The 20,486-nt window shown below is 63.1% G+C and carries 14 protein-coding genes; 3 read left to right on the top strand and 11 right to left on the bottom strand.

Annotation, left to right across the window (positions count from 1 at the left end):
* Positions 1–168 precede the first annotated feature (168 nt).
* Positions 169–1,605 (top strand): GH1 family beta-glucosidase, encoded by a 1,437-nt coding sequence (locus FDW84_RS09890; RefSeq protein ID WP_138608953.1) that lies wholly within the window; start codon positions 169–171, stop codon positions 1,603–1,605.
* Between the two features lies 1 nt (position 1,606).
* Here the strand turns inward: FDW84_RS09890 and FDW84_RS19895 are convergent, their stop codons facing one another.
* The 7 genes from FDW84_RS19895 to rpoB form a co-directional block, all read right to left on the bottom strand.
* On the bottom strand, positions 1,607–1,732 hold the full coding sequence (locus FDW84_RS19895) for a hypothetical protein (protein WP_256371721.1): 126 nt from the start codon (positions 1,730–1,732) through the stop codon (positions 1,607–1,609).
* 101 nt (positions 1,733–1,833) lie between these two features.
* Positions 1,834–3,024, bottom strand: coding sequence for an elongation factor Tu (gene tuf, locus FDW84_RS09885; RefSeq protein ID WP_056334246.1), 1,191 nt, complete (start codon positions 3,022–3,024; stop codon positions 1,834–1,836).
* Positions 3,025–3,283: 259 nt separating this feature from the next.
* Positions 3,284–5,398 (bottom strand): elongation factor G, encoded by a 2,115-nt coding sequence (gene fusA / locus FDW84_RS09880; protein WP_138608952.1) that lies wholly within the window; start codon positions 5,396–5,398, stop codon positions 3,284–3,286.
* Positions 5,399–5,467: 69 nt separating this feature from the next.
* Positions 5,468–5,938, bottom strand: a complete 471-nt coding sequence (gene rpsG / locus FDW84_RS09875; RefSeq protein ID WP_003803829.1) for a 30S ribosomal protein S7 — start codon at positions 5,936–5,938, stop codon at positions 5,468–5,470.
* 1 nt (position 5,939) lies between these two features.
* Complete coding sequence (gene rpsL / locus FDW84_RS09870; RefSeq protein WP_003803830.1) at positions 5,940–6,314, bottom strand: 30S ribosomal protein S12; 375 nt, start codon at positions 6,312–6,314, stop codon at positions 5,940–5,942.
* 457 nt (positions 6,315–6,771) lie between these two features.
* Complete coding sequence (locus tag FDW84_RS09865) at positions 6,772–10,671, bottom strand: DNA-directed RNA polymerase subunit beta' (protein WP_138608950.1); 3,900 nt, start codon at positions 10,669–10,671, stop codon at positions 6,772–6,774.
* A 100-nt stretch (positions 10,672–10,771) separates the two neighbouring features.
* Positions 10,772–14,281 carry a DNA-directed RNA polymerase subunit beta gene (rpoB, locus tag FDW84_RS09860; protein ID WP_138608949.1) on the bottom strand — a complete coding sequence of 1,170 codons (3,510 nt, stop codon included), beginning with the start codon at positions 14,279–14,281 and terminating at the stop codon, positions 10,772–10,774.
* A gap of 704 nt (positions 14,282–14,985) precedes the next feature.
* On the opposite strand from rpoB, the gene FDW84_RS09855 reads away from it, so the two are divergent.
* Together FDW84_RS09855 and FDW84_RS09850 are read left to right on the top strand one after the other, a co-directional pair.
* Positions 14,986–16,185 carry an acetyl-CoA C-acetyltransferase gene (locus FDW84_RS09855; protein ID WP_138608947.1) on the top strand — a complete coding sequence of 400 codons (1,200 nt, stop codon included), beginning with the start codon at positions 14,986–14,988 and terminating at the stop codon, positions 16,183–16,185.
* Positions 16,185–16,682, top strand: a complete 498-nt coding sequence (locus tag FDW84_RS09850) for an aminoacyl-tRNA deacylase (protein WP_138608943.1) — start codon at positions 16,185–16,187, stop codon at positions 16,680–16,682. The genes FDW84_RS09855 and FDW84_RS09850 overlap by 1 nt, the downstream gene beginning before the upstream one ends.
* Before the next feature lie 78 nt (positions 16,683–16,760).
* On the opposite strand, the gene rplL is transcribed toward FDW84_RS09850, so the two are convergent.
* From rplL to FDW84_RS09830, 4 genes are all read right to left on the bottom strand, one after another.
* Positions 16,761–17,138, bottom strand: a complete 378-nt coding sequence (gene rplL, locus FDW84_RS09845; RefSeq protein ID WP_138133151.1) for a 50S ribosomal protein L7/L12 — start codon at positions 17,136–17,138, stop codon at positions 16,761–16,763.
* 77 nt (positions 17,139–17,215) lie between these two features.
* Positions 17,216–17,797: a 50S ribosomal protein L10 gene (gene rplJ, locus FDW84_RS09840; RefSeq protein ID WP_018769122.1), complete on the bottom strand. Its 582-nt coding sequence runs from the start codon at positions 17,795–17,797 to the stop codon at positions 17,216–17,218.
* Between the two features lie 297 nt (positions 17,798–18,094).
* Positions 18,095–19,213, bottom strand: coding sequence for a GNAT family N-acetyltransferase (locus tag FDW84_RS09835; RefSeq protein ID WP_138608940.1), 1,119 nt, complete (start codon positions 19,211–19,213; stop codon positions 18,095–18,097).
* Positions 19,214–19,220: 7 nt separating this feature from the next.
* Positions 19,221–20,375, bottom strand: a complete 1,155-nt coding sequence (locus FDW84_RS09830) for a GNAT family N-acetyltransferase (RefSeq protein ID WP_240721467.1) — start codon at positions 20,373–20,375, stop codon at positions 19,221–19,223.
* Positions 20,376–20,486: the final 111 nt, after the last annotated feature.

Genomic DNA, 20,486 nt, shown 5'->3' with positions numbered 1-20,486 from the left:
TGGTCTTCAACTTGGACCCTGGCACCCGGCATTATCCGGATCGGGACGCGAAGAAGCGCTTGAACAACTCATCTAGTATGCCGGAAATCGGCGCCAGATGCGAATCGGGCCCGCCGGGCGCGCTGTGAGGCCATTGCCCACGGTTGCTTCCGAATGGATGATAGGGGCATGACCCTGGAAAGCACAGAATCGGCGACGGAACTGGCCAGCCGAATGCCGCCGTCGTTCACGCTTGGAGTGGCCGCGGCCGCCTTCCAGATTGAGGGAGCATTGTCCGACGGCGGGCGTGGCCCCTCCGGCTGGGACGCCTTCGCCGAAAAGCCGGGAGCCATTATGGACGGGCACTCCCCCGCCGTTGCCTGCGACCACTACAACAGGCTTCCGGAGGACATCGCCCTGCTGCAGGACCTGGGGGTTGATTCCTACCGTTTCTCCCTCTCCTGGCCGAGGATCCAGCCCGAAGGCCGCGGCGGCTTCAACAGGGAGGGCCTTGAGTTCTACGACCGGCTGATCGATCAACTGCTTGCCGCCGGCATCTCACCCATGGCAACCCTCTATCACTGGGATACACCGCTGCCTTTGGAGCATCGCGGCGGCTGGATGAACAGGGAGACGGCGGAGCGGTTCGGCGAGTATGCCGGTGCGGCGGGTGAACGTTTCGGTGACAGGGTGGCGCAGTGGGTGACCTTGAATGAGCCCGTCTCCGTCACCCTGAACGGCTACGCCCTGGGAGTGCACGCTCCTGGCCGGGCCCTGATGTTCGACGCCCTCCCCTCCATCCACCACCAGCTTCTGGCACACGGCCTGGGCGCGCAGGCGCTTCGGGCAGCCGGCGTTGCCGGCGGAATCGGCGTCACCAACCTGCACGCCCCGGTCCGTCCCGCGTCCCGCAAGATCGGCGACACGCTGGTGGCCCACCTCTATGACCTGCTGATGAACAGGGTTTATGCAGACCCAGTCCTGCTGGGCCGCTACCCGGCACTCCCCCTCTATGCCAGGCCATGGTTGCGCTCCCTCGGAAAGATTTCCGACGCGGACCTGCGCACCATTCACCAGCCGCTGGACTTCTACGGCCTCAACTACTACTTCCCCGTGAAGGTTGCCTTGGGCCCGGGAGCGGCGTCGATTCCGGCGGATGTACACAAAGCGGTGGCACGGCTTCCGTTCCATGAGGTGGGTTACCCCGAATACAGCAGCACCGGCTTCGGGTGGCCGGTGGCCCCCGGCCATCTGGGCATCCTGCTGAAGGAACTTCACGACCGCTACGGGGACGCCCTTCCGCCGGTGTACATCACCGAGGGCGGAGCCAGCTTCCCGGAGCCCGAGACCGTTTCCGGAACACTTCAGGACGACGACCGGGTGCAGTATTTGGCAGCACACCTGCGGTCGGCGCTGGAAGCAACGGCTCCCGGCGGAATCGCCGCAGGGGTAGACCTGCGTGGATACTACGTCTGGACCCTGATGGACAACTTCGAATGGGCGGCCGGATATTCGCAGCGCTTCGGCCTGGTCCACGTGGATTTTTCGACACAGGCGCGGACACCCAAGGAGTCCTTCTACTGGTACCAGGCGCTGAGCCGGGCGCGGAAATCCAGGGAACCCTAGGCTACTGGTCCTTGTTTGCCCGGTTGATCCGCTTGGCGCGGTCAATCTCGTGGCGGAAGTACCGCTTTGCCCAGAACACACCTGCCACGACGGCAACGATGATGATCAGGAAAATGAGCCAGCTCATGGTGATCTCCTTTCGGTCCAGCAAGATTATCAGGCACGGGTTAACCAAAAAGAACAGCCCCGCTGCATCAGCAGCGGGGCTGTTCTTTAGTTCAACAAGAATTACTTGATGATCTTGGTAACACGTCCTGAACCAACAGTGCGGCCGCCTTCGCGGATTGCGAAGCCGAGGCCCTCTTCCATAGCGATCGGCTGGATGAGCGCAACGGTCATCTCAGTGTTGTCGCCGGGCATAACCATTTCCGTGCCCTCGGGCAGGGTGATAACGCCGGTAACGTCCGTCGTACGGAAGTAGAACTGCGGGCGGTAGTTGGAGTAGAACGGGTTGTGACGTCCGCCTTCGTCCTTGGAGAGGATGTAGACGTTGGCCTCGAAGTCGGTGTGCGGGGTGATGGAACCCGGCTTGACGACAACCTGGCCACGCTCGACATCGTCGCGCTTCAGACCACGGAGCAGGAGGCCACAGTTCTCGCCGGCCCATGCTTCGTCGAGCTGCTTGTGGAACATCTCGATACCGGTAACCGTGGTCTTCTGGACCGGGCGGATACCAACGATCTCGACCTCGGAGTTGATGGCGAGGGTGCCACGCTCGGCGCGGCCCGTAACAACGGTGCCACGGCCGGTGATGGTGAAGACGTCCTCGATCGGCATCAGGAACGGCTTGTCGCGGTCACGTACGGGGTCCGGAACGGACTCGTCGACTGCGGCCATCAGGTCCTCAACGGACTTGACCCACTCGGGGTCGCCTTCCAGAGCCTTGAGGCCGGAAACGCGAACGACGGGTGCTTCGTCGCCATCGAAGCCCTGCGAGCTCAGGAGCTCACGAACTTCCATTTCAACGAGGTCCAGCAGTTCCTCATCGTCAACCATGTCAGCCTTGTTCAGCGCGACCAGCAGGTAGGGAACACCAACCTGGCGGGCGAGCAGAACGTGCTCGCGGGTCTGTGCCATCGGGCCGTCAGTGGCGGCAACCACGAGGATCGCGCCGTCCATCTGGGCAGCACCGGTGATCATGTTCTTGATGTAGTCAGCGTGACCCGGGGCGTCTACGTGTGCGTAGTGGCGCTTTTCGGTCTGGTACTCCACGTGGGAGATGTTGATGGTAATGCCACGCTGACGCTCTTCGGGAGCAGAGTCGATCGACGCGAAGTCGCGCTTCTCGTTGAGATCCGGGTACTTGTCGTACAGCACCTTGGAAATGGCGGCCGTCAACGTCGTCTTACCGTGGTCAACGTGACCAATGGTGCCGATGTTAACGTGCGGCTTAGTCCGCTCGAACTTTGCCTTTGCCACAGGTTCCTCCTAGAACGTTTTCAAATGACTTACCTTTCAGCCGCGCTTGTCGCGGCAGAAACTCAGGCAAGTCTACTTGGGGGCTTTGGATTGGTGAAATTGCAGATTCAGGAACTAATACTAGTGCCTTGAGCCTGTTCGTGCAGATGCCCGGATCCGGCCCGACCGGATGGTTCCGGCCGGTCCGGCCATCTGCACCGGCTGCGCTTTCCGATACCGGCAGGCGCACCCGAGGTTTGTCGCTGCGAAAGTCCTGAGACTATTCGCCGCGGGTCTTCTGGATGATCTCGTCGGCAACTGCCTTCGGGACCTCGGCGTAGCTGTTGAAGGTCATGGAGTACACAGCACGGCCCTGGGTCTTCGAGCGCAGGTCACCGATGTAGCCGAACATGCCGGACAGCGGAACGTGCGCACGGATGACCTTGACGCCCTGTGCATCTTCCATGGACTGCATCTGGCCACGGCGGGAGTTGAGGTCACCGATAACTTCACCCATGTATTCCTCAGGGGTGCGGACCTCGACATCCATCAGCGGTTCAAGCAGGACAGGGTTCGCCTTGCGTGCAGCTTCCTTGAAAGCCATACGGCCGGCGATCTTGAACGCCATTTCCGAGGAGTCGACATCGTGGTACGCGCCGTCAACCAGCGTGGCCTTGATGCCGACAACCGGGTAACCGGCCAGGACGCCGTCGTTCAGCGCATCCTGGATACCGGCGTCCACGGACGGGATGTACTCGCGGGGAACGCGGCCACCAGTGACCTTGTTCTCGAACTCGTACAGCTCGCCTTCGGCTGTGTCCAGCGGCTCGATCGCGATCTGGATCTTTGCGAACTGGCCTGAACCACCGGTCTGCTTCTTGTGCGTGTAGTCGTGACGCTCCACAGCACGCTTGATGGTCTCGCGGTAGGCGACCTGCGGCTTGCCAACGTTGGCCTCGACCTTGAACTCACGGCGCATGCGGTCCACCAGGATGTCCAGGTGGAGCTCGCCCATGCCGGCGATGATGGTCTGGCCGGTGTCTTCGTTGAGGGACACCTGGAAGGTGGGGTCCTCAGCGGAGAGCTTCTGGATGGCCGTGGAGAGCTTCTCCTGGTCACCCTTGGTGTTGGGTTCGATGGCAACCGAGATCACGGGCTCCGGGAAGCTCATGGACTCGAGGACAATCTGGTTGGCAGCGTCGCACAGGGTGTCACCCGTGGTGGTGTCCTTCAGACCGATGGCTGCGTAGATGTGGCCGGCGGTAGCGCCCTCAACGGGCATTTCCTTGTTGGCGTGCATCTGGAAGAGCTTGCCGATGCGCTCCTTCTTTCCCTTGGTGGAGTTGACCACCTGTGCGCCTGCCTCCACATGACCTGAGTACACGCGGATGAAGGTGAGCTGGCCGAAGAAGGGGTGCGCAGCAATCTTGAAGGCCAGTGCTGAGAAGGGCTCTTCAGCGGAAGGCTTGCGGGTGAGCTCCTTCTCTTCGTCGCGAGGATCGTGGCCGACCATCGGGGGGACGTCGAGCGGGTTCGGCAGGTAGTCGACAACTGCATCGAGCATCGGCTGAACGCCACGGTTCTTGAAGGCGGAACCGCAGAAGATCGGGTACAGCTCAGAGTTGATGGTCATCTTGCGGATGCCGGCCTTGAGCTCATCGATCGAGATCTCTTCACCCTCGAGGTACTTCTCCATGAGTTCCTCGGAGGACTCGGCGACGGTCTCAACGAGGTTCGCGCGGTACTCCTCGGCCTTTTCCTGGAGGTCAGCCGGGATCTCGCGGATCTCGTACTTCGCACCCATGGTCACGTCGCCCTTGGCGTCGCCGGGCCATACCAGCGCGCGCATGTAGAGCAGGTCGACGACGCCGATGAAGTCGTTCTCGGCACCGATCGGCAGCTGCATGACCAGCGGCTTAGCGCCGAGGCGGCTGATGATCGTATCTACGGTGAAGTAGAAGTCAGCACCGAGCTTGTCCATCTTGTTGACGAAGCAGATGCGGGGAACGTTGTACTTGTCAGCCTGGCGCCAAACGGTTTCGGACTGCGGTTCAACGCCTTCCTTGCCATCGAAGACTGCAACGGCACCGTCGAGGACGCGCAGGGAGCGCTCCACCTCGACGGTGAAGTCAACGTGGCCAGGGGTGTCGATGATGTTGATCTGGTTGTTTTCCCAGAAGCAGGTCACGGCGGCAGACGTGATGGTGATGCCGCGTTCCTTTTCCTGTTCCATCCAGTCGGTGGTCGAAGCGCCGTCGTGCGTTTCGCCGATCTTGTGGTTCACACCCGTGTAGAACAGGATGCGCTCGGTTGTGGTGGTCTTGCCGGCATCAATGTGGGCCATGATGCCGATGTTGCGGACCTTACTAAGGTCGGTAAGCACGTCCTGTGCCACGGGGTCTCCTTTTGGGATGGACTACGCGTTCGCCGCCGGCTCTTTAGAGCCGGCGGCGTCCGGGGAGTATTACCAGCGGTAGTGTGCGAAGGCCTTGTTGGACTCGGCCATCTTGTGGGTGTCTTCGCGACGCTTCACAGCGGCACCGAGACCGTTGGAGGCATCCAGGATTTCGTTCTGGAGGCGCTCGGTCATCGTCTTCTCGCGGCGGGCCTTGGAGTAGCCAACCAGCCACCGCAGGGCGAGAGCGGTGGAGCGGCCCGGCTTGACTTCAACCGGAACCTGGTAAGTGGCGCCACCGACACGGCGGGAGCGGACCTCAAGGGAAGGCTTGACGTTGTCCATGGCCTTCTTCAGTGCAGCTACGGGATCGCCGCCGGACTTGGCGCGTGCGCCTTCGAGTGCACCGTAAACGATGCGCTCTGCCGTGGACTTCTTGCCGTCAACGAGCACCTTGTTGATGAGCTGGGTTACCAGCGGGGAACCGTAGACCGGATCCGAAACGAGCGGCCGCTTGGGGGCCGGACCCTTGCGAGGCATATTACTTCTTCTCCATCTTTGCGCCGTAGCGGCTGCGTGCCTGCTTACGGTTCTTCACACCCTGGGTATCGAGGGCGCCACGGACGATCTTGTAGCGAACACCCGGGAGGTCCTTCACACGGCCACCGCGGACGAGCACAATGGAGTGCTCCTGCAGGTTGTGGCCAACACCGGGGATGTAGGCGGTAACTTCAATGCCGCCGTTGAGGCGCACACGAGCCACCTTACGCAGAGCCGAGTTCGGCTTCTTCGGGGTGGTGGTGTAAACGCGGGTGCAAACACCGCGGCGCATGGGGCTGCCCTTAAGCGCGGGAGCCTTGGTCTTTGAGACCTTAGGCGTGCGGCCCTTACGGACCAGCTGGTTAATCGTAGGCACTCTCGTGTTCTCCGTTTTATCCGGAGTGGCCGCTTCCGGTCACTCTCTTGTTGCGTTGCCCCGCCGCCCGGGCCTTGAAGAAGATCTCCACGGCGGCGAAGGCGAAGCCTTAATAGTCGGATCGCATTCCTTGGCTGCGGCTCGCGCGCACAGTTCCCTAGGCATGCAAAAATGTGGCATACGTTGCACAAGAACCCTGCAAACCGGAAACGTCGCTCTGGTCCAGCTTCACAGCTGATACCGGCGCACTCATCCACTGCCACAATAACAATTGGTAACAAGTCTAGCATGGACGGCTCCCATGCCTTAATTAGCCGCCCCACTCCCCTAACTAGGCAGCAGGAGATGTCGCTTTGAGCCCTCAAACCGACATCTGCTGCTACCTAGTTGGGTTAAAAAGGCGAGCCCCGCCTCCCAGCGCCGAAGCACTGCAGAGACGGGGCCCGTTCACGAACTTCTAGCGGAAGTCGTTGCCCAGGTCGTAGTCGTCCAGCGGGATGGCGTGGAACTCAGGAGCTCCGTCGCCGCCCAGGGTGTCGTACGAGAAGTCACTGAACGCGCTCGGGCCGGTGAACAGGTTGGCCTTTGCTTCTTCAGTGGGCTCGACGGTGACCTCGGTGTAGCGCGGGAGGCCCGTGCCGGCCGGGATCAGCTTACCGATGATCACGTTCTCCTTCAGGCCCAGCAGCGGGTCGCTCTTGCCTTCCATGGCCGCCTGCGTCAGGACGCGGGTGGTCTCCTGGAAGGAAGCTGCGGACAACCAGGATTCGGTGGCCAGCGACGCCTTGGTGATGCCCATGAGTTCAGGACGTCCGGATGCCGGAGTCTTGCCCTCGGACACAACGCGGCGGTTGGCGTCCTCGAAGCGGCTGCGCTCGGCGAGCTCACCGGGCAGCAGGTCCGATTCGCCGGACTCGATGACCGTGACGCGGCGCAGCATCTGGCGGACGATAACCTCGACGTGCTTGTCGTGGATACCGATGCCCTGGCTGCGGTACACGCCCTGGACCTCGTCCACCAGGAACTTCTGTGCCGCACGCGGACCCATGATGCGCAGGACCTGCTTGGGATCCACCGGTCCGTTGATCAGCTTCTGGCCGACGGTGACGTGGTCGCCATCCTCGATCAGCAGGCGTGAACGGCGCAGGACCGGGTAGGCGATCTCTTCGCTTCCGTCATCCGGGGTGATGACCAGGCGCATCTGGCGCTCGGACTCTTCAATGGTGATGCGGCCGGCTGCTTCGGCAATCGGTGCAACACCCTTCGGAGTACGGGCTTCGAAGAGCTCCTGGATACGGGGCAGACCCTGGGTGATGTCGTCGCCACCGCTGGCGGAGACTGCACCACCGGTGTGGAACGTACGCATGGTCAGCTGGGTACCCGGCTCACCGATGGACTGTGCGGCGATAATGCCCACGGCCTCGCCGATGTCCACGGTCTTGCCGGTGGCCAGCGAACGGCCGTAGCACAGGGCGCAGGTGCCAACGCTGGACTCACAGGTGAGTACGGAGCGGACCTTGACCTCGGTGATACCTGCCTTGAAGAGCTCGGCAATGACCACGTCGCCGCAGTCGGTGCCGGCAGCCGCGAGGACGTTGCCCTCAGAGTCCACGACGTCGACGGCGAGGGTACGTGCGTAAGCACTGTTCTCGACGTTCTCGTCCAGGACCAGCTCACCGTTGGAGTCGGCGACGGCGATCGGCGTGACCAGGCCGCGCTCGGTGCCGCAGTCCTCTTCCCGGACGATGACGTCCTGGGACACGTCCACCAGGCGACGAGTCAGGTAACCGGAGTTTGCGGTACGGAGAGCGGTGTCAGCCAGACCCTTACGGGCACCGTGCGTGGCGATGAAGTATTCCAGCACCGACAGGCCCTCACGGTAGGAGGACTTGATGGGACGCGGGATAATCTCACCCTTCGGGTTGGCCACCAGGCCACGGATACCCGCGATCTGGCGGACCTGCATCCAGTTACCACGTGCACCGGAGGACACCATGCGGTTGATGGTGTTCATCGGTGACAGGCTCTCGCGCATCACGGAGGCAATCTCGTTGGTTGCCTTGTTCCAGATCTCGATCAGTTCCTGGCGACGCTCGTCGTCGTCGATCAGGCCCTTGTCGTACTGGCCCTGGATCTTGGCAGCCCGCTCCTCGTACCCGGCAAGGATTTCAGGCTTGGCGGCCGGAACCTCGATGTCGGAGATGGCGACGGTGACGCCTGAACGGGTGGCCCAGTAGAAACCGGCGTCCTTCAGGTTGTCCAGCGTTGCCGCGGTAACAACCTTCGGGTAGCGCTCCGCGAGGTCGTTGACGATGCGGGACAGTTCGCCCTTGTCGGCAACAGCCTCAACCCACGGGTAGTCCTCGGGCAGGGTCTCGTTGAAGAGCACCTGGCCCAGGGAGGTCTGGACGAGCGCGGGCTGACCCGGCTCCCAGCCTTCCGGAGCTTCCCAGCCGGCGTAGGGCACGAAGCCTTCGAGACGGATCTTGACCTGCGAGTTCAGGTGCAGCTCGCGGGCGTCGAACGCCATGATGGCCTCGGCAACCGAGCCGAACACGCGGCCTTCGCCGGCTGAACCCTTGCGCTTGGTGGTCAGGTGGTAGAGGCCGATGATCATATCCTGCGAGGGCAGGGTGACCGGGCGTCCGTCAGACGGCTTCAGGATATTGTTCGAGGACAGCATCAGGATGCGGGCCTCAGCCTGGGCTTCGGGGCTCAGCGGCAGGTGCACTGCCATCTGGTCGCCGTCGAAGTCGGCGTTGAAGGCGCCACACACCAGCGGGTGCAGCTGGATTGCCTTACCTTCAACAAGCTGCGGCTCGAACGCCTGGATGCCGAGGCGGTGCAGGGTAGGTGCACGGTTGAGCAGCACCGGGTGTTCGGTGATGATCTCTTCCAATACGTCCCAGACCTGCGGGCGGTAACGCTCCACCATCCGCTTGGCCGACTTGATGTTCTGGGCGTGGTTGAGGTCAACCAGGCGCTTCATCACGAACGGCTTGAAGAGCTCCAGCGCCATCTGCTTGGGCAGGCCGCACTGGTGCAGCTTCAGCTGCGGGCCGACGACGATGACCGAACGGCCGGAGTAGTCGACGCGCTTGCCGAGGAGGTTCTGCCGGAAACGGCCCTGCTTGCCCTTGAGCATGTCGCTCAGGGACTTCAGCGGACGGTTGCCCGGCCCGGTGACCGGGCGGCCGCGGCGGCCGTTGTCGAAGAGGCTGTCAACAGCTTCCTGAAGCATGCGCTTCTCGTTGTTGACGATGATCTCCGGAGCACCGAGGTCAAGCAGGCGCTTGAGTCGGTTGTTGCGGTTGATCACGCGCCGGTACAGGTCGTTAAGGTCGGAGGTCGCGAAGCGGCCACCGTCCAGCTGGACCATGGGGCGCAGTTCCGGCGGGATCACCGGGACGGCGTCGAGGACCATGCCAAGCGGGCTGTTGTTGGTGGTCAGGAACGCGTTGACCACCTTGAGGCGCTTGAGGGCACGGGTCTTGCGCTGGCCCTTGCCGTTGGCGATGACGTCGCGCAGCAGGTCGGACTCGGCCTGCATGTCGAAGCTCTCGAGGCGCTTCTTGATGGCTTCGGCACCCATGGAGCCTTCGAAGTACATGCCGTAGCGGTCGCGCAGTTCGCGGTACAGGCCTTCGTCACCTTCGAGGTCTGCGACCTTCAGGTTCTTGAAGCGGTCCCAGACCTGCTCGAGGCGCTCGATGTCGGCGTCGGCGCGCTTACGCACGTTGGCCATCTGGCGGTCGGCGGAGTCGCGGGCCTTCTTCTTGTCCGCAGCCTTCGCACCTTCACCCTCAAGGCGGGCAATTTCGCCTTCAAGGTCGCGGGCGATCGCCGCGATGTCCGAGTCGCGGTTGTCGATCAGCTGCTTCTTCTCGATGTCATGCTCAACCTGCAGGTTGGGCAGTTCCTCGTGGCGGGCGGCCTCGTCAACGCTGGTGATCATGTAGGCAGCGAAGTAGATGACCTTTTCGAGGTCCTTCGGTGCCAGGTCAAGGAGGTAGCCCAGGCGGGAGGGAACGCCCTTGAAGTACCAGATGTGGGTAACGGGAGCGGCCAGCTCGATGTGGCCCATGCGCTCACGGCGGACCTTTGCACGGGTGACTTCAACGCCACACCGCTCACAGATGATTCCCTTGAAGCGCACGCGCTTGTACTTGCCGCAGTAGCATTCCCAGTCCCGGGACGGACCGAAGATCTTCTCGCAGAAGAGTCCGTCCTTCTCGGGCTTGAGCGTGCGGTAGTTGATGGTTTCCGGCTTCTTAACCTCGCCGTACGACCAGCCGCGGATGTCTTCCGCGGTGGCGAGGCCGATCTGCATGAGGCCGAAGGAGGATTCGCTGGACATATGGTCCCTGTTCTCTCTTGTTCTCTAAACTCTGAAGTCTTTGGGTGCGGGATGAGGGAGGTGATGTACGACGGCGGGCGGTCGCCCGCCGTCGTATCCCTTAGACCTCTTCTACGGAACTGGGCTCTGCACGGGACAGATCGATACCCAGTTCCTCCGCAGCCGTGAAGACTGCGTCATCAGAGTCACGCATCTCAATTGTGGTTCCGTCCGTGGAAAGGACTTCCACGTTCAGGCACAGCGACTGCATTTCCTTGATCAGGACCTTGAAGGACTCGGGAACGCCGGGCTCCGGGATGTTCTCGCCCTTGACGATGGCTTCATAGACCTTCACGCGGCCGTGGATGTCGTCGGACTTGATCGTGAGGAGTTCCTGAAGCGTGTAGGCGGCGCCGTAAGCTTCGAGCGCCCACACTTCCATCTCACCGAAGCGCTGGCCACCGAACTGTGCCTTACCACCCAGCGGCTGCTGCGTGATCATGGAGTACGGGCCGGTGGACCGGGCGTGGATCTTGTCGTCCACCAGGTGGTGGAGCTTCAGGATGTACATGTAGCCGACCGAGATCGGATCCGGGAACGGCTCGCCGGAGCGGCCGTCGAACAGGCGGGTCTTGCCGGAGGAGTTGATCAGGCGTTCGCCGTCACGCGTCGGGTTGGTGGAGTCCAGCAGGCCCGTGATTTCCTCTTCCCGGGCACCGTCGAACACCGGCGTTGCAACAGTGGTCTGGCCACTTTCGCGCGGCAGGTTCGGCAGCTGCTTGACCCACTCGGGCTCGCCTTCGATCTTCCAACCGGTCTTGGCAACCCAGCCGAGGTGCGTTTCGAGCACCTGGCCCACGTTCATACGGCCCGGGACACCCAGCGGGTTCAGGACGATATCAACGGGGGTGCCGTCGGCAAGGAAGGGCATGTCCTCAACGGGGAGGATCTTGGAGATAACACCCTTGTTGCCGTGGCGGCCGGCGAGCTTGTCACCGTCGGTGATCTTGCGCTTGGCAGCCACGTAGACGCGGACCAGCTGGTTGACCCCCGGGGGCAGCTCGTCGTCGTTGTCGCGGTCGAAGACGCGCACGCCGATGACGGTACCGGACTCGCCGTGGGGCACCTTCAGGGAGGTGTCACGCACTTCGCGGGACTTCTCACCGAAGATGGCGCGCAGCAGGCGCTCTTCCGGGGTCAGCTCGGTTTCACCCTTCGGGGTGACCTTTCCGACCAGGATGTCCCCTGCTTCAACCTCGGCACCGATGTGGATGATGCCGCGCTCGTCCAGGCCCGCCAGGACTTCCTCGGACACATTGGGGATGTCACGGGTGATTTCCTCGGCACCAAGCTTGGTGTCGCGGGCATCGATCTCGTGCTCCTCGATGTGGATGGAGGACAGGACGTCCTCGGCAACGATGCGCTGCGAGAGGATGATGGCGTCCTCGAAGTTGTGGCCTTCCCATGACATGAATGCCACGAGCAGGTTCTTACCGAGGGCGAGCTCGCCCTGGTCCGTTGCCGGGCCGTCGGCGATAATGCCGCCAACTTCCAGGCGCTGGCCTTCGTTCACCAGGACGCGGTGGTTGTAGCAGTTGCCCTGGTTGGAGCGGGCGAACTTGTTGATGCGGTAGTTGGTCTCGGTGCCGTCGTCGTTGAGCATGATGACGAGCTCGGCGGAAACCTCGGTGACCACACCGGCCTTCTTCGCGATGACGACGTCACCGGCGTCCACGGCAGCGGCGCGCTCCATGCCGGTGCCCACGAACGGGGCCTCGGAACGGACCAGCGGCACGGCCTGGCGCTGCATGTTGGCACCCATGAGTGCGCGGTTTGCATCGTCGTGCTCGAGGAACGGGATCAGGGCGGTTGCCACGGACACCATCTGGCGCGGGGAAACGTCCATGAACTCAACGTCCTCGGCGGGAACCAGGACAGGCTCGCCTCCACCACCGCGGGCACGGACCAGGACGGTGTCTTCGGCGAACTTGTTGTTCTCGTCCAGCGGGGCGTTGGCCTGGGCGATCAGCACCTCGGCCTCGTCGTCGGCCGTCAGGTACTGGACGTCGTCGGACACGACGCCGTCCTTGACCTTGCGGTACGGGGTCTCGATGAAGCCGAACGGGTTGATGCGTCCGTAGGATGCCAGCGAACCGATCAGACCAATGTTCGGGCCTTCAGGGGTTTCGATGGGGCACATACGTCCGTAGTGGGACGGGTGCACGTCACGGACTTCCATGCCGGCGCGGTCACGGGAAAGACCACCCGGGCCAAGGGCCGACAGGCGGCGCTTGTGGGTCAGGCCCGAGAGCGGGTTGTTCTGGTCCATGAACTGCGACAGCTGGGAGGTTCCGAAGAACTCCTTGATGGCAGCGACCACGGGGCGGATGTTGATCAGGGTCTGCGGCGTGATGGCCTCGACGTCCTGGGTGGTCATACGCTCGCGGACAACGCGCTCCATGCGGGACAGGCCGGTGCGGACCTGGTTCTCGATGAGCTCGCCAACGGCGCGGATGCGGCGGTTGCCGAAGTGGTCGATGTCGTCGATCTCGACGCGCAGGTCCACTTCCTGGCCGTCACGGACGCCCTTGATGGTCTTCTCGCCGGCGTGCAGCGCGACGAGGAACTTGATCATGGCCACGATGTCTTCAACGTGCAGGACCGAGGCTTCCTTGTCACCAAGGGAGCGGTCAATGCCGAGCTTGCGGTTGATCTTGTAGCGGCCAACCTTGGCCAGATCGTAGCGCTTGGAGTTGAAGTACAGGTTGTCCAGCAGGGACTGGGCAGCCTCAACGGTGGGCGGCTCGCCCGGGCGCAGCTTGCGGTAGATGTCCAGCAGCGCGTCTTCGCGGGTTTCGGTGGCGTCCTTCTCCAGCGTTGCACGCATGGAGTCGTACTGGCCGAACTCTTCGAGGATCTGGCCTTCGGTCCAGCCGAGGGCCTTCAGCAGGACGGTGACCGACTGCTTGCGCTTGCGGTCGAGGCGGACGCCAACCTGGTCGCGCTTGTCGATTTCGAGCTCAAACCAGGCGCCGCGGGACGGGATGATCTTCGCGGTGAAGATGTCCTTGTCGCTGGTCTTGTCGGCGGCGCGCTCGAAGTAGGCGCCCGGGGAACGGACCAGCTGGGAGACAACAACACGCTCGGTGCCGTTGACCACGAAGGTGCCCTTCTCGGTCATCAGCGGGAAGTCGCCCATGAACACGGTCTGCTGCTTGATTTCGCCCGTGTTGTTGTTCATGAACTCGGCCTTGACGTACAGCGGAGCGGAGTACGTAGCGTCCCGGTCCTTGCACTCGGCCATGGTGTACTTGGGATCGGCGAACTCCGGATCGGAGAAGCTCAGGGACATGGTGCCCTGGAAGTCCTCGATCGGGGAGATCTCTTCGAAGATGTCCGACAGGCCGGACGTGGTGGCGACGCTGAGATCGTTTTCTTCCACAGCCTTCGCTACCCGGGCCTGCCAGCGCTCATTTCCGACCAGCCAGTCGAAGCTGTCCGTCTGGAGGGCAAGCAGATTCGGAACGTCAAGAGGTTCGTGAATCTTTGCGAATGAGAGCCGGCGAGTGGCACCATCAGTGCTGTCGGCGGTGTTAGCGGTTTCGTTATTAGAGGTGCTCGAGGCGACCAAGAGGGATCCTTCCACAGACCTTCAGGCGTTTTCAGATCTCCCCCGCTGTGCACCCTGCGGAATGACTCCGCAGCGCTACCATCCGGTTCCGCTATATGACCCGGGGCCCGTACCGGCTATGCTGTGACGTTGTCACGGCACGTTGATTGCCAGCTGCCAGGCGAAGCCCACCGCTATATGAAGGCTGAAGGTAAACAGGGAAGACGCAAATATCTACGATACGGCAAAACAACCTACGTGTCTACCCCATGTCCGGCCGGATTGCAAGCACCGGTTTTTCCTGGGCTACAGCCTCAGGGCGACGCCTTACCGCTGTGCAGGTCCCGGCGTTGGTGAACACGGCGTCCCGGACTGCATCCCTGGACTCCTCGGCAGGATGCGCGCCGGCTTCCGCCGCCGAGCGGTTGATTGCCAGCTGATTGCTGCACCGCCGGTGGAGGGTAAGTATCCGGAGCCGGATTGGACATCGTAATCCTCACGGAGCTTATCCAGCCATTCCCTTCGCCGGCTTTCCGTCTCCCTGCACAACTGTCCACCGCCCCACCCTACGTAAGCCGCCGCCGTCGCGCCTTCCCGGATGATGGGGACCTCTCCCCTTGATCTTCCCCGGAATGCTCAAGGCAGCCCGTGCGTTTGAATAGTTAGGTGACCAGGGTCACGATAGCCTTGGTGGCTTACATCGGATCAGAGCGGAAGAGATAACCATGGGCAACTCTCCAGGCAACAGCGACGTTGTCATCCTTGCGGGCGCGCGGACTCCTACCGGGCGCATCAATGGCCAGCTGGCCAGCTTCACGGCGGTGGACCTTGGCGCACATGCCATCAAGGCCGCGCTGGCCGCCAGCGGCGTCGATGCTGCCGATGTTGAGGCAGTGATTATGGGCCAGGTCCTGCAGGCCGGGGCTGGCCAGAATCCTGCCCGGCAGAGTTCCATCGCCGCCGGAATCGGCTGGAATGTCCCTGCCGTGACGGTGAACAAGGTGTGCCTCTCCGGGCTGACGGCCGTCATTGATGCGGCAAGGATGATCCGTGGCGGCGAGGTTGCGGTTGTCGTGGCGGGCGGTCAGGAGTCCATGACCCGGGCGCCGCACCTCCTTCCCGGTTCGCGGCAGGGCTGGACCTACGGGTCCATCCAGGCCCTGGATGCCGCCGCGCATGACGGCCTCACCGACGCTTTTGACGGCCAGTCGATGGGCCTGTCCACCGAAACGCGCAACCTTACCCTGGGCATTGACCGCACATCGCAGGACAACGTGGCCGCCCAGTCGCACCAGCGCGCGGCGCTGGCAGCCAAGAATGGAACCTTCGACGACGAGATCGTCCCCGTCAGCGTCAAGCAGCGCAAGGGCGATCCCATCGTTGTGGACACCGACGAGGGCGTCCGCCCAAATGCCTCCGTTGAATCGCTGGCCGGCCTGCGCGCAGCCTTCGTCACGGACGGCACCATCACCGCCGGCAACTCATCCCCGCTGTCCGACGGAGCAGCCGCCCTGGTGCTCGCGTCGCGCGGTTACGCCGAAGAGCACGGACTGGAATACCTGGCAGTGGTGGGAAAGCCGGGACAGGTTGCGGGCCCGGATAACTCGCTGCATTCCCAGCCTTCCAACGCGATCATGAACGCGCTGGGCCGGGCGGGCTGGACCACGGCTGACCTGGACTTCATCGAAATCAACGAAGCCTTCGGGTCCGTGGCCGTGCAGTCCCTCAAGGACCTCGACTACCCGCTGGAACAATGCAACATCCACGGCGGTGCCATCGCTCTGGGCCATCCGATTGGGGCGTCGGGGGCACGCCTGGCCGTGCATGCAGCGCACGAACTCAAGCGGCGCGGAACCGGGAAGGCCGCTGTGTCCCTGTGCGGCGGCGGCGGGCAGGGCGAGGCACTCCTGCTGTACCGCGACTAATGGCGGGTGCAGCAACGGAGGGAACGGACGGCGTCGGGCGGGAACGTTTCCTGGCCGACGCCGCCGCCCGTGGTCTCCAGGTGGACGTAGTCAAAAGGCCTGCCGCCAGGAGCCTGGCCGAAGCCGCCGGCATCCTGGGCATCACCCCGGCCGATATCGTCAAGTCCCTGGTGGTCAAGCACAAGGACGGCACATTCCTGTTCGCGCTGATCCCGGGTGACCGCCAGATCTCGTGGCCCAAGCTCCGGGCCCTGGTGGGCGTCAACAAGCTGTCGCTGCCGCCAGCCAACGTGGCGCTCGATGCCACGGGCTACGAGCGGGGAACCATCACGCCCCTGGGCAGTACCACCAGCTGGCCGGTCTATGCGGACGCCACCATCACAGGCCGGCGGATCTCCATGGGCGCCGGTGCCCACGGCTACAGCGCGTTCGTTGACGCCGATACTCTCACCTCAGCGTTGGGGGCCGTGGTTGCGGACATCAGCGACCCCGCCTAGCCGCTTCCAGGCAGCCGCTGTTAAAGCAAAAGCCCCGCCCACAAACGTGGACGGGGCTTTCGAAGGAATAAAGCGCTGTTACTTGAGGGTAACGGTGGCGCCTGCAGCCTCGAGCTGCTCCTTGGCCTTCTCGGCAGCTTCCTTGTTGGCGCCTTCGAGGACAGCCTTCGGTGCGCTGTCAACCAGGTCCTTGGCTTCCTTGAGGCCCAGGGAGGTGATGGCGCGGACTTCCTTGATCACTGCGATCTTCTTGTCGCCGGCAGCTTCGAGGATGACGTCGAAGTCGGTCTTCTCTTCAACCTCTTCAGCAGCTCCGCCACCGGCGGGGCCGGCAACTGCAACAGCAGCAGCGGTAACTTCGAAGGTCTCTTCGAAGAGCTTGACGAACTCGGAGAGCTCGATGATGGTCAGTTCCTTGAAAGCTTCAATGAGCTCTTCGTTGCTGAGCTTCGCCATGGTAGGCGTCCTTCCTGTTGTGGTGTCCAGCGGCACGGGGCCGGGCAGCACACCTGAGTCTTGTGGGGTAAAGAGAATCAGTTCTCTTCGGCTGCGGGAGCTTCAGCGGCAGCTTCGGCTTCAGCGGCGGGAGCTTCTTCAGCGGCGGGAGCCTCGGCAGCTGCCGGTGCACCGTTCTCTTCTTCAAGCTTGAGGCGCAGTGCGTCGATGATGCGTGCAGCTGCGGCGGCGGGTGCCTTGAGGACGCCTGCAACCTTGGCGAGCTGCAGCTCGCGGGACTCGAGGGCAGCCAGTGCGGCGACCTCGGTGGCGTCCAGAGCCTTGCCCTCGAAGTAACCGGTCTTGATGACCAGCTGCTTGTTGGCCTTGGCAAAATCCGTCAGGCTCTTGGCAGCGGCAACTGCGTCACCCTTGATGAACGCAATTGCAGTGGGGCCGGCAAGCTGGCCGTCGAATGCTTCGACACCGGCTTCCTTGGCTGCAATGGCGGTCAGGGTGTTCTTGACGACCGCGAACTTGGTGTCCTGGCCGAGAGAAACACGCAGCTGCTTGAGCTGTGCAACGGTGAGCCCGCGGTATTCGGTCAGGACAGCGGCGTTCGATTCCTTGAAATCGTTAGTGATTTCAGCTACTGCTGAAACCTTAGTAGGCGTTGCCATAACCCTCCTTCCGGGGATAGTGCCGGTATTCGACGGTCCCCGCTCGGATGAGCTAAAACTAAAAACGCCCCGCGCAGATGCACGGGGCTTGGCTCAACATGAATAATTACATGGAGCTATGCTTCGTTCACCTGCGTTGGCCGCCCTGCGTTGAGGGTCCTTCGTCCGGAAAACCACTTCGGTCTCCCGAGCACAACTGCAGAGTTGAGCCATGATCAGGAGAGTGGGTTTCCAACAACCGACGGTCTTTGGTAGTTCAAGTCTACGGGAGGGCCCACTGTCCGCCAAATCGGTGCATCAGCTGGTGCTGGCGCGAAGCCGCGGGAGCTCCTTTTGCCAGATTCCGGTGACCCCGGCCGTCTGGAAGCCCAGTTGTTTGTTCACCGTCAGGAGGTACCGGTTCTCGGGCGCATTCCAGGTGTAGATGACCCTGGCATCTGGGAACTGCTCGCTGAGCCGTTCCATGTTGGCCACCTTAATCAGCAGTCCCAGCTTGTTCCCGCGGTGCTCCTGCAGGACCAGCGTGTCGTCCTGGAATACAACGTCGGTGCGGTGGGCCAGCACCGTGATCGTGGTCAGTCCCACGAGGGCCCCTGTGGCGAGGTGTTCGACGGCGGTGACCACCGTTCGCCTGCCCTGTGCGATCGCGACGTCTTCGGCCTCCCGCAGGATGTCGCCGTCGAACACCATGTCCTGCTCAACCGGCGCCTGCAAGGAGGGGTCGACGTCGGCCCCCGCCTGGTTCTCGAGGGCCGCGACTGCCTCGAGCCAGCGGTCCGGGCAGCGGTCCGTCCAGTGGTGCAGCCGGTACCGGCCGTTGTTGGCCTCCTCCGCCTCGGCCTGCAGGTCCGCCACCAGCTTGGTATCCAGCGGCAAGGTGCAGGAGCTGAACTGTTCGATGTGCTGCAGGGTGTATCCGGTCTTTTGCGCGAACTCCACCTCACGGCTCTCCAGCGGCACGAACCCCTGGCCGGAACCAGGGACAAGCTGGGCCCGCTCAAATTCGTGCAGCGAGGCGCCCGGGTGGTTGGTGTCCACGAGGATCATCGTCCGGCCTTCCGCACGGGCCAGCTGTTCCGCGGCCTGGAGCAGGCGCCTGCCGACGCCCTGGCGCTGGAATTCCGGCAGGATGTCGAGGGTGAACTCCGCGAGGTCCAGATTGTCGGTAAGGGGAAGGGCGATGTCCACCGTGCCCACAATCTCCCCGTCCACCTTGGCCACGAGGATCAGCTGCCGCTCATACGGGTCCGCGAATTCAAGGAGCTTTTCCTGCGGGCCGTAAGCGAGGTCGTCGCTCCCCCACGTATGCATCCGTACCTTGCGCCCCACCTCGACGGCGGCAAGGAAGTCCGCGGCATCGGGTGCCTCAAGTGAATCAGGGATCCACAGCTGCTCGATCTTGACGTCTTGTCCCATAGGCGCATCATCCCAGCCGTTTCTGCCATTCGCCTTCAAGGCCAGCGGGCCTGAATCCAAGGGCAACATTTATGGCCAGCATATGTTGGTTTTCGGTGGCATTCCATGTCAAAACACAGCGTGCCGACGGCCATCGTTCCTGGGCCTGCCGAAGATTGGCGACTTTGGTGAGCATGCCCAGCCGGTGTCCGCGGTGCTCCGCCGCCACGAGTGTGTCCTGCTGGGCGATGGACGCCGGAACCTCCGGCCGCCAGTTCAGGACCGTATAAGCAACCAGCTCCCCGGTGGTACTGTGCAGGGCGGCCGCCACCACTGTCTGCACACCGCCCCGGGCCAAGCTCGCCTCCTCTTCGCGGACCCGGGCCGCGTCCCAGTCCTCGAGCTCCCAGTCAAGGCCGGCAGTGGGGACATCGGTGCTCATCCTGGCCTTGAGCTCCGCATAGGCGTCCAGGAGGTGGTCGGGACAGCTGTCGCCCCAGCCGATGATCCGGTAGTCCCCTGCCCGCACCCGGGCCTCGGCCTCCAGTCGCTCCAGCAGTTCGGCGGGGACAGGAAGGTCAAGCCTGCTGGAGCGCTCCACCTGCTCCAGCTCATATCCGTTGGCGGAAGCGAAGGCGACGGCTGGGTGATGGAGCGGCAGGCCGCCAGCCCCTGATTTCGCTTCCATCAGGGCCCCGTCCGCGCCTTGCATTGGGATCTCGTGGTAGCCGTCCAAAGAGGTCCTGCCGCGTTTCCGGGCTACGGTTTCAGCGTGCGCCAGCAGTATCCGGCCAATGCCCTGCCGCCGGTGGGCGGGGGCGACGAGGACATCGATGCCGGCAGTGTGCGTGTTCTCATGCAGCGGGAGGGTCACCGAGCACATGCCTACAGGCTCGCGGCCCAGCCGGGCAAGGTACAGTTGCCGTTCCTCGTAGTCGTTGCCCCGCCAGTACTCCGCGGCCTCCTGCAGCGTGCGGCACCTGTCCATGGTGCCCCACAGGGCCAGTTCGTGTGCCACCCGCATCTTATGGCACAGCCTGAAGTCGGCTGTGGGGGCGGCAGAAAATGGCACTGCGCCCCTGCCTGGGAGCGCGCCGCCGTCGAAATGATTGAAGACGGCGACGGCGGAGATCGTCAGGGCAGCGGGCTTGCCTGTGGAGGCACCCGGCTCCGGTTCGGCCACTTGTACAGCTTAGGCAGGAACAGTCTTTCCGGGATAGCTTCTACCGGGTTAAAGGAAAGACCGCCCGGCACAGGCCGGGCGGTCTTTCCTGCTGCGGACGGGTCCGCGGCG

Origin of the sequence: Pseudarthrobacter sp. NamE5, assembly GCF_005796225.1 — a bacterium.
Lineage (GTDB): Bacteria > Actinomycetota > Actinomycetes > Actinomycetales > Micrococcaceae > Arthrobacter.
This window is presented reverse-complemented; position numbering and strand designations above follow the sequence as displayed.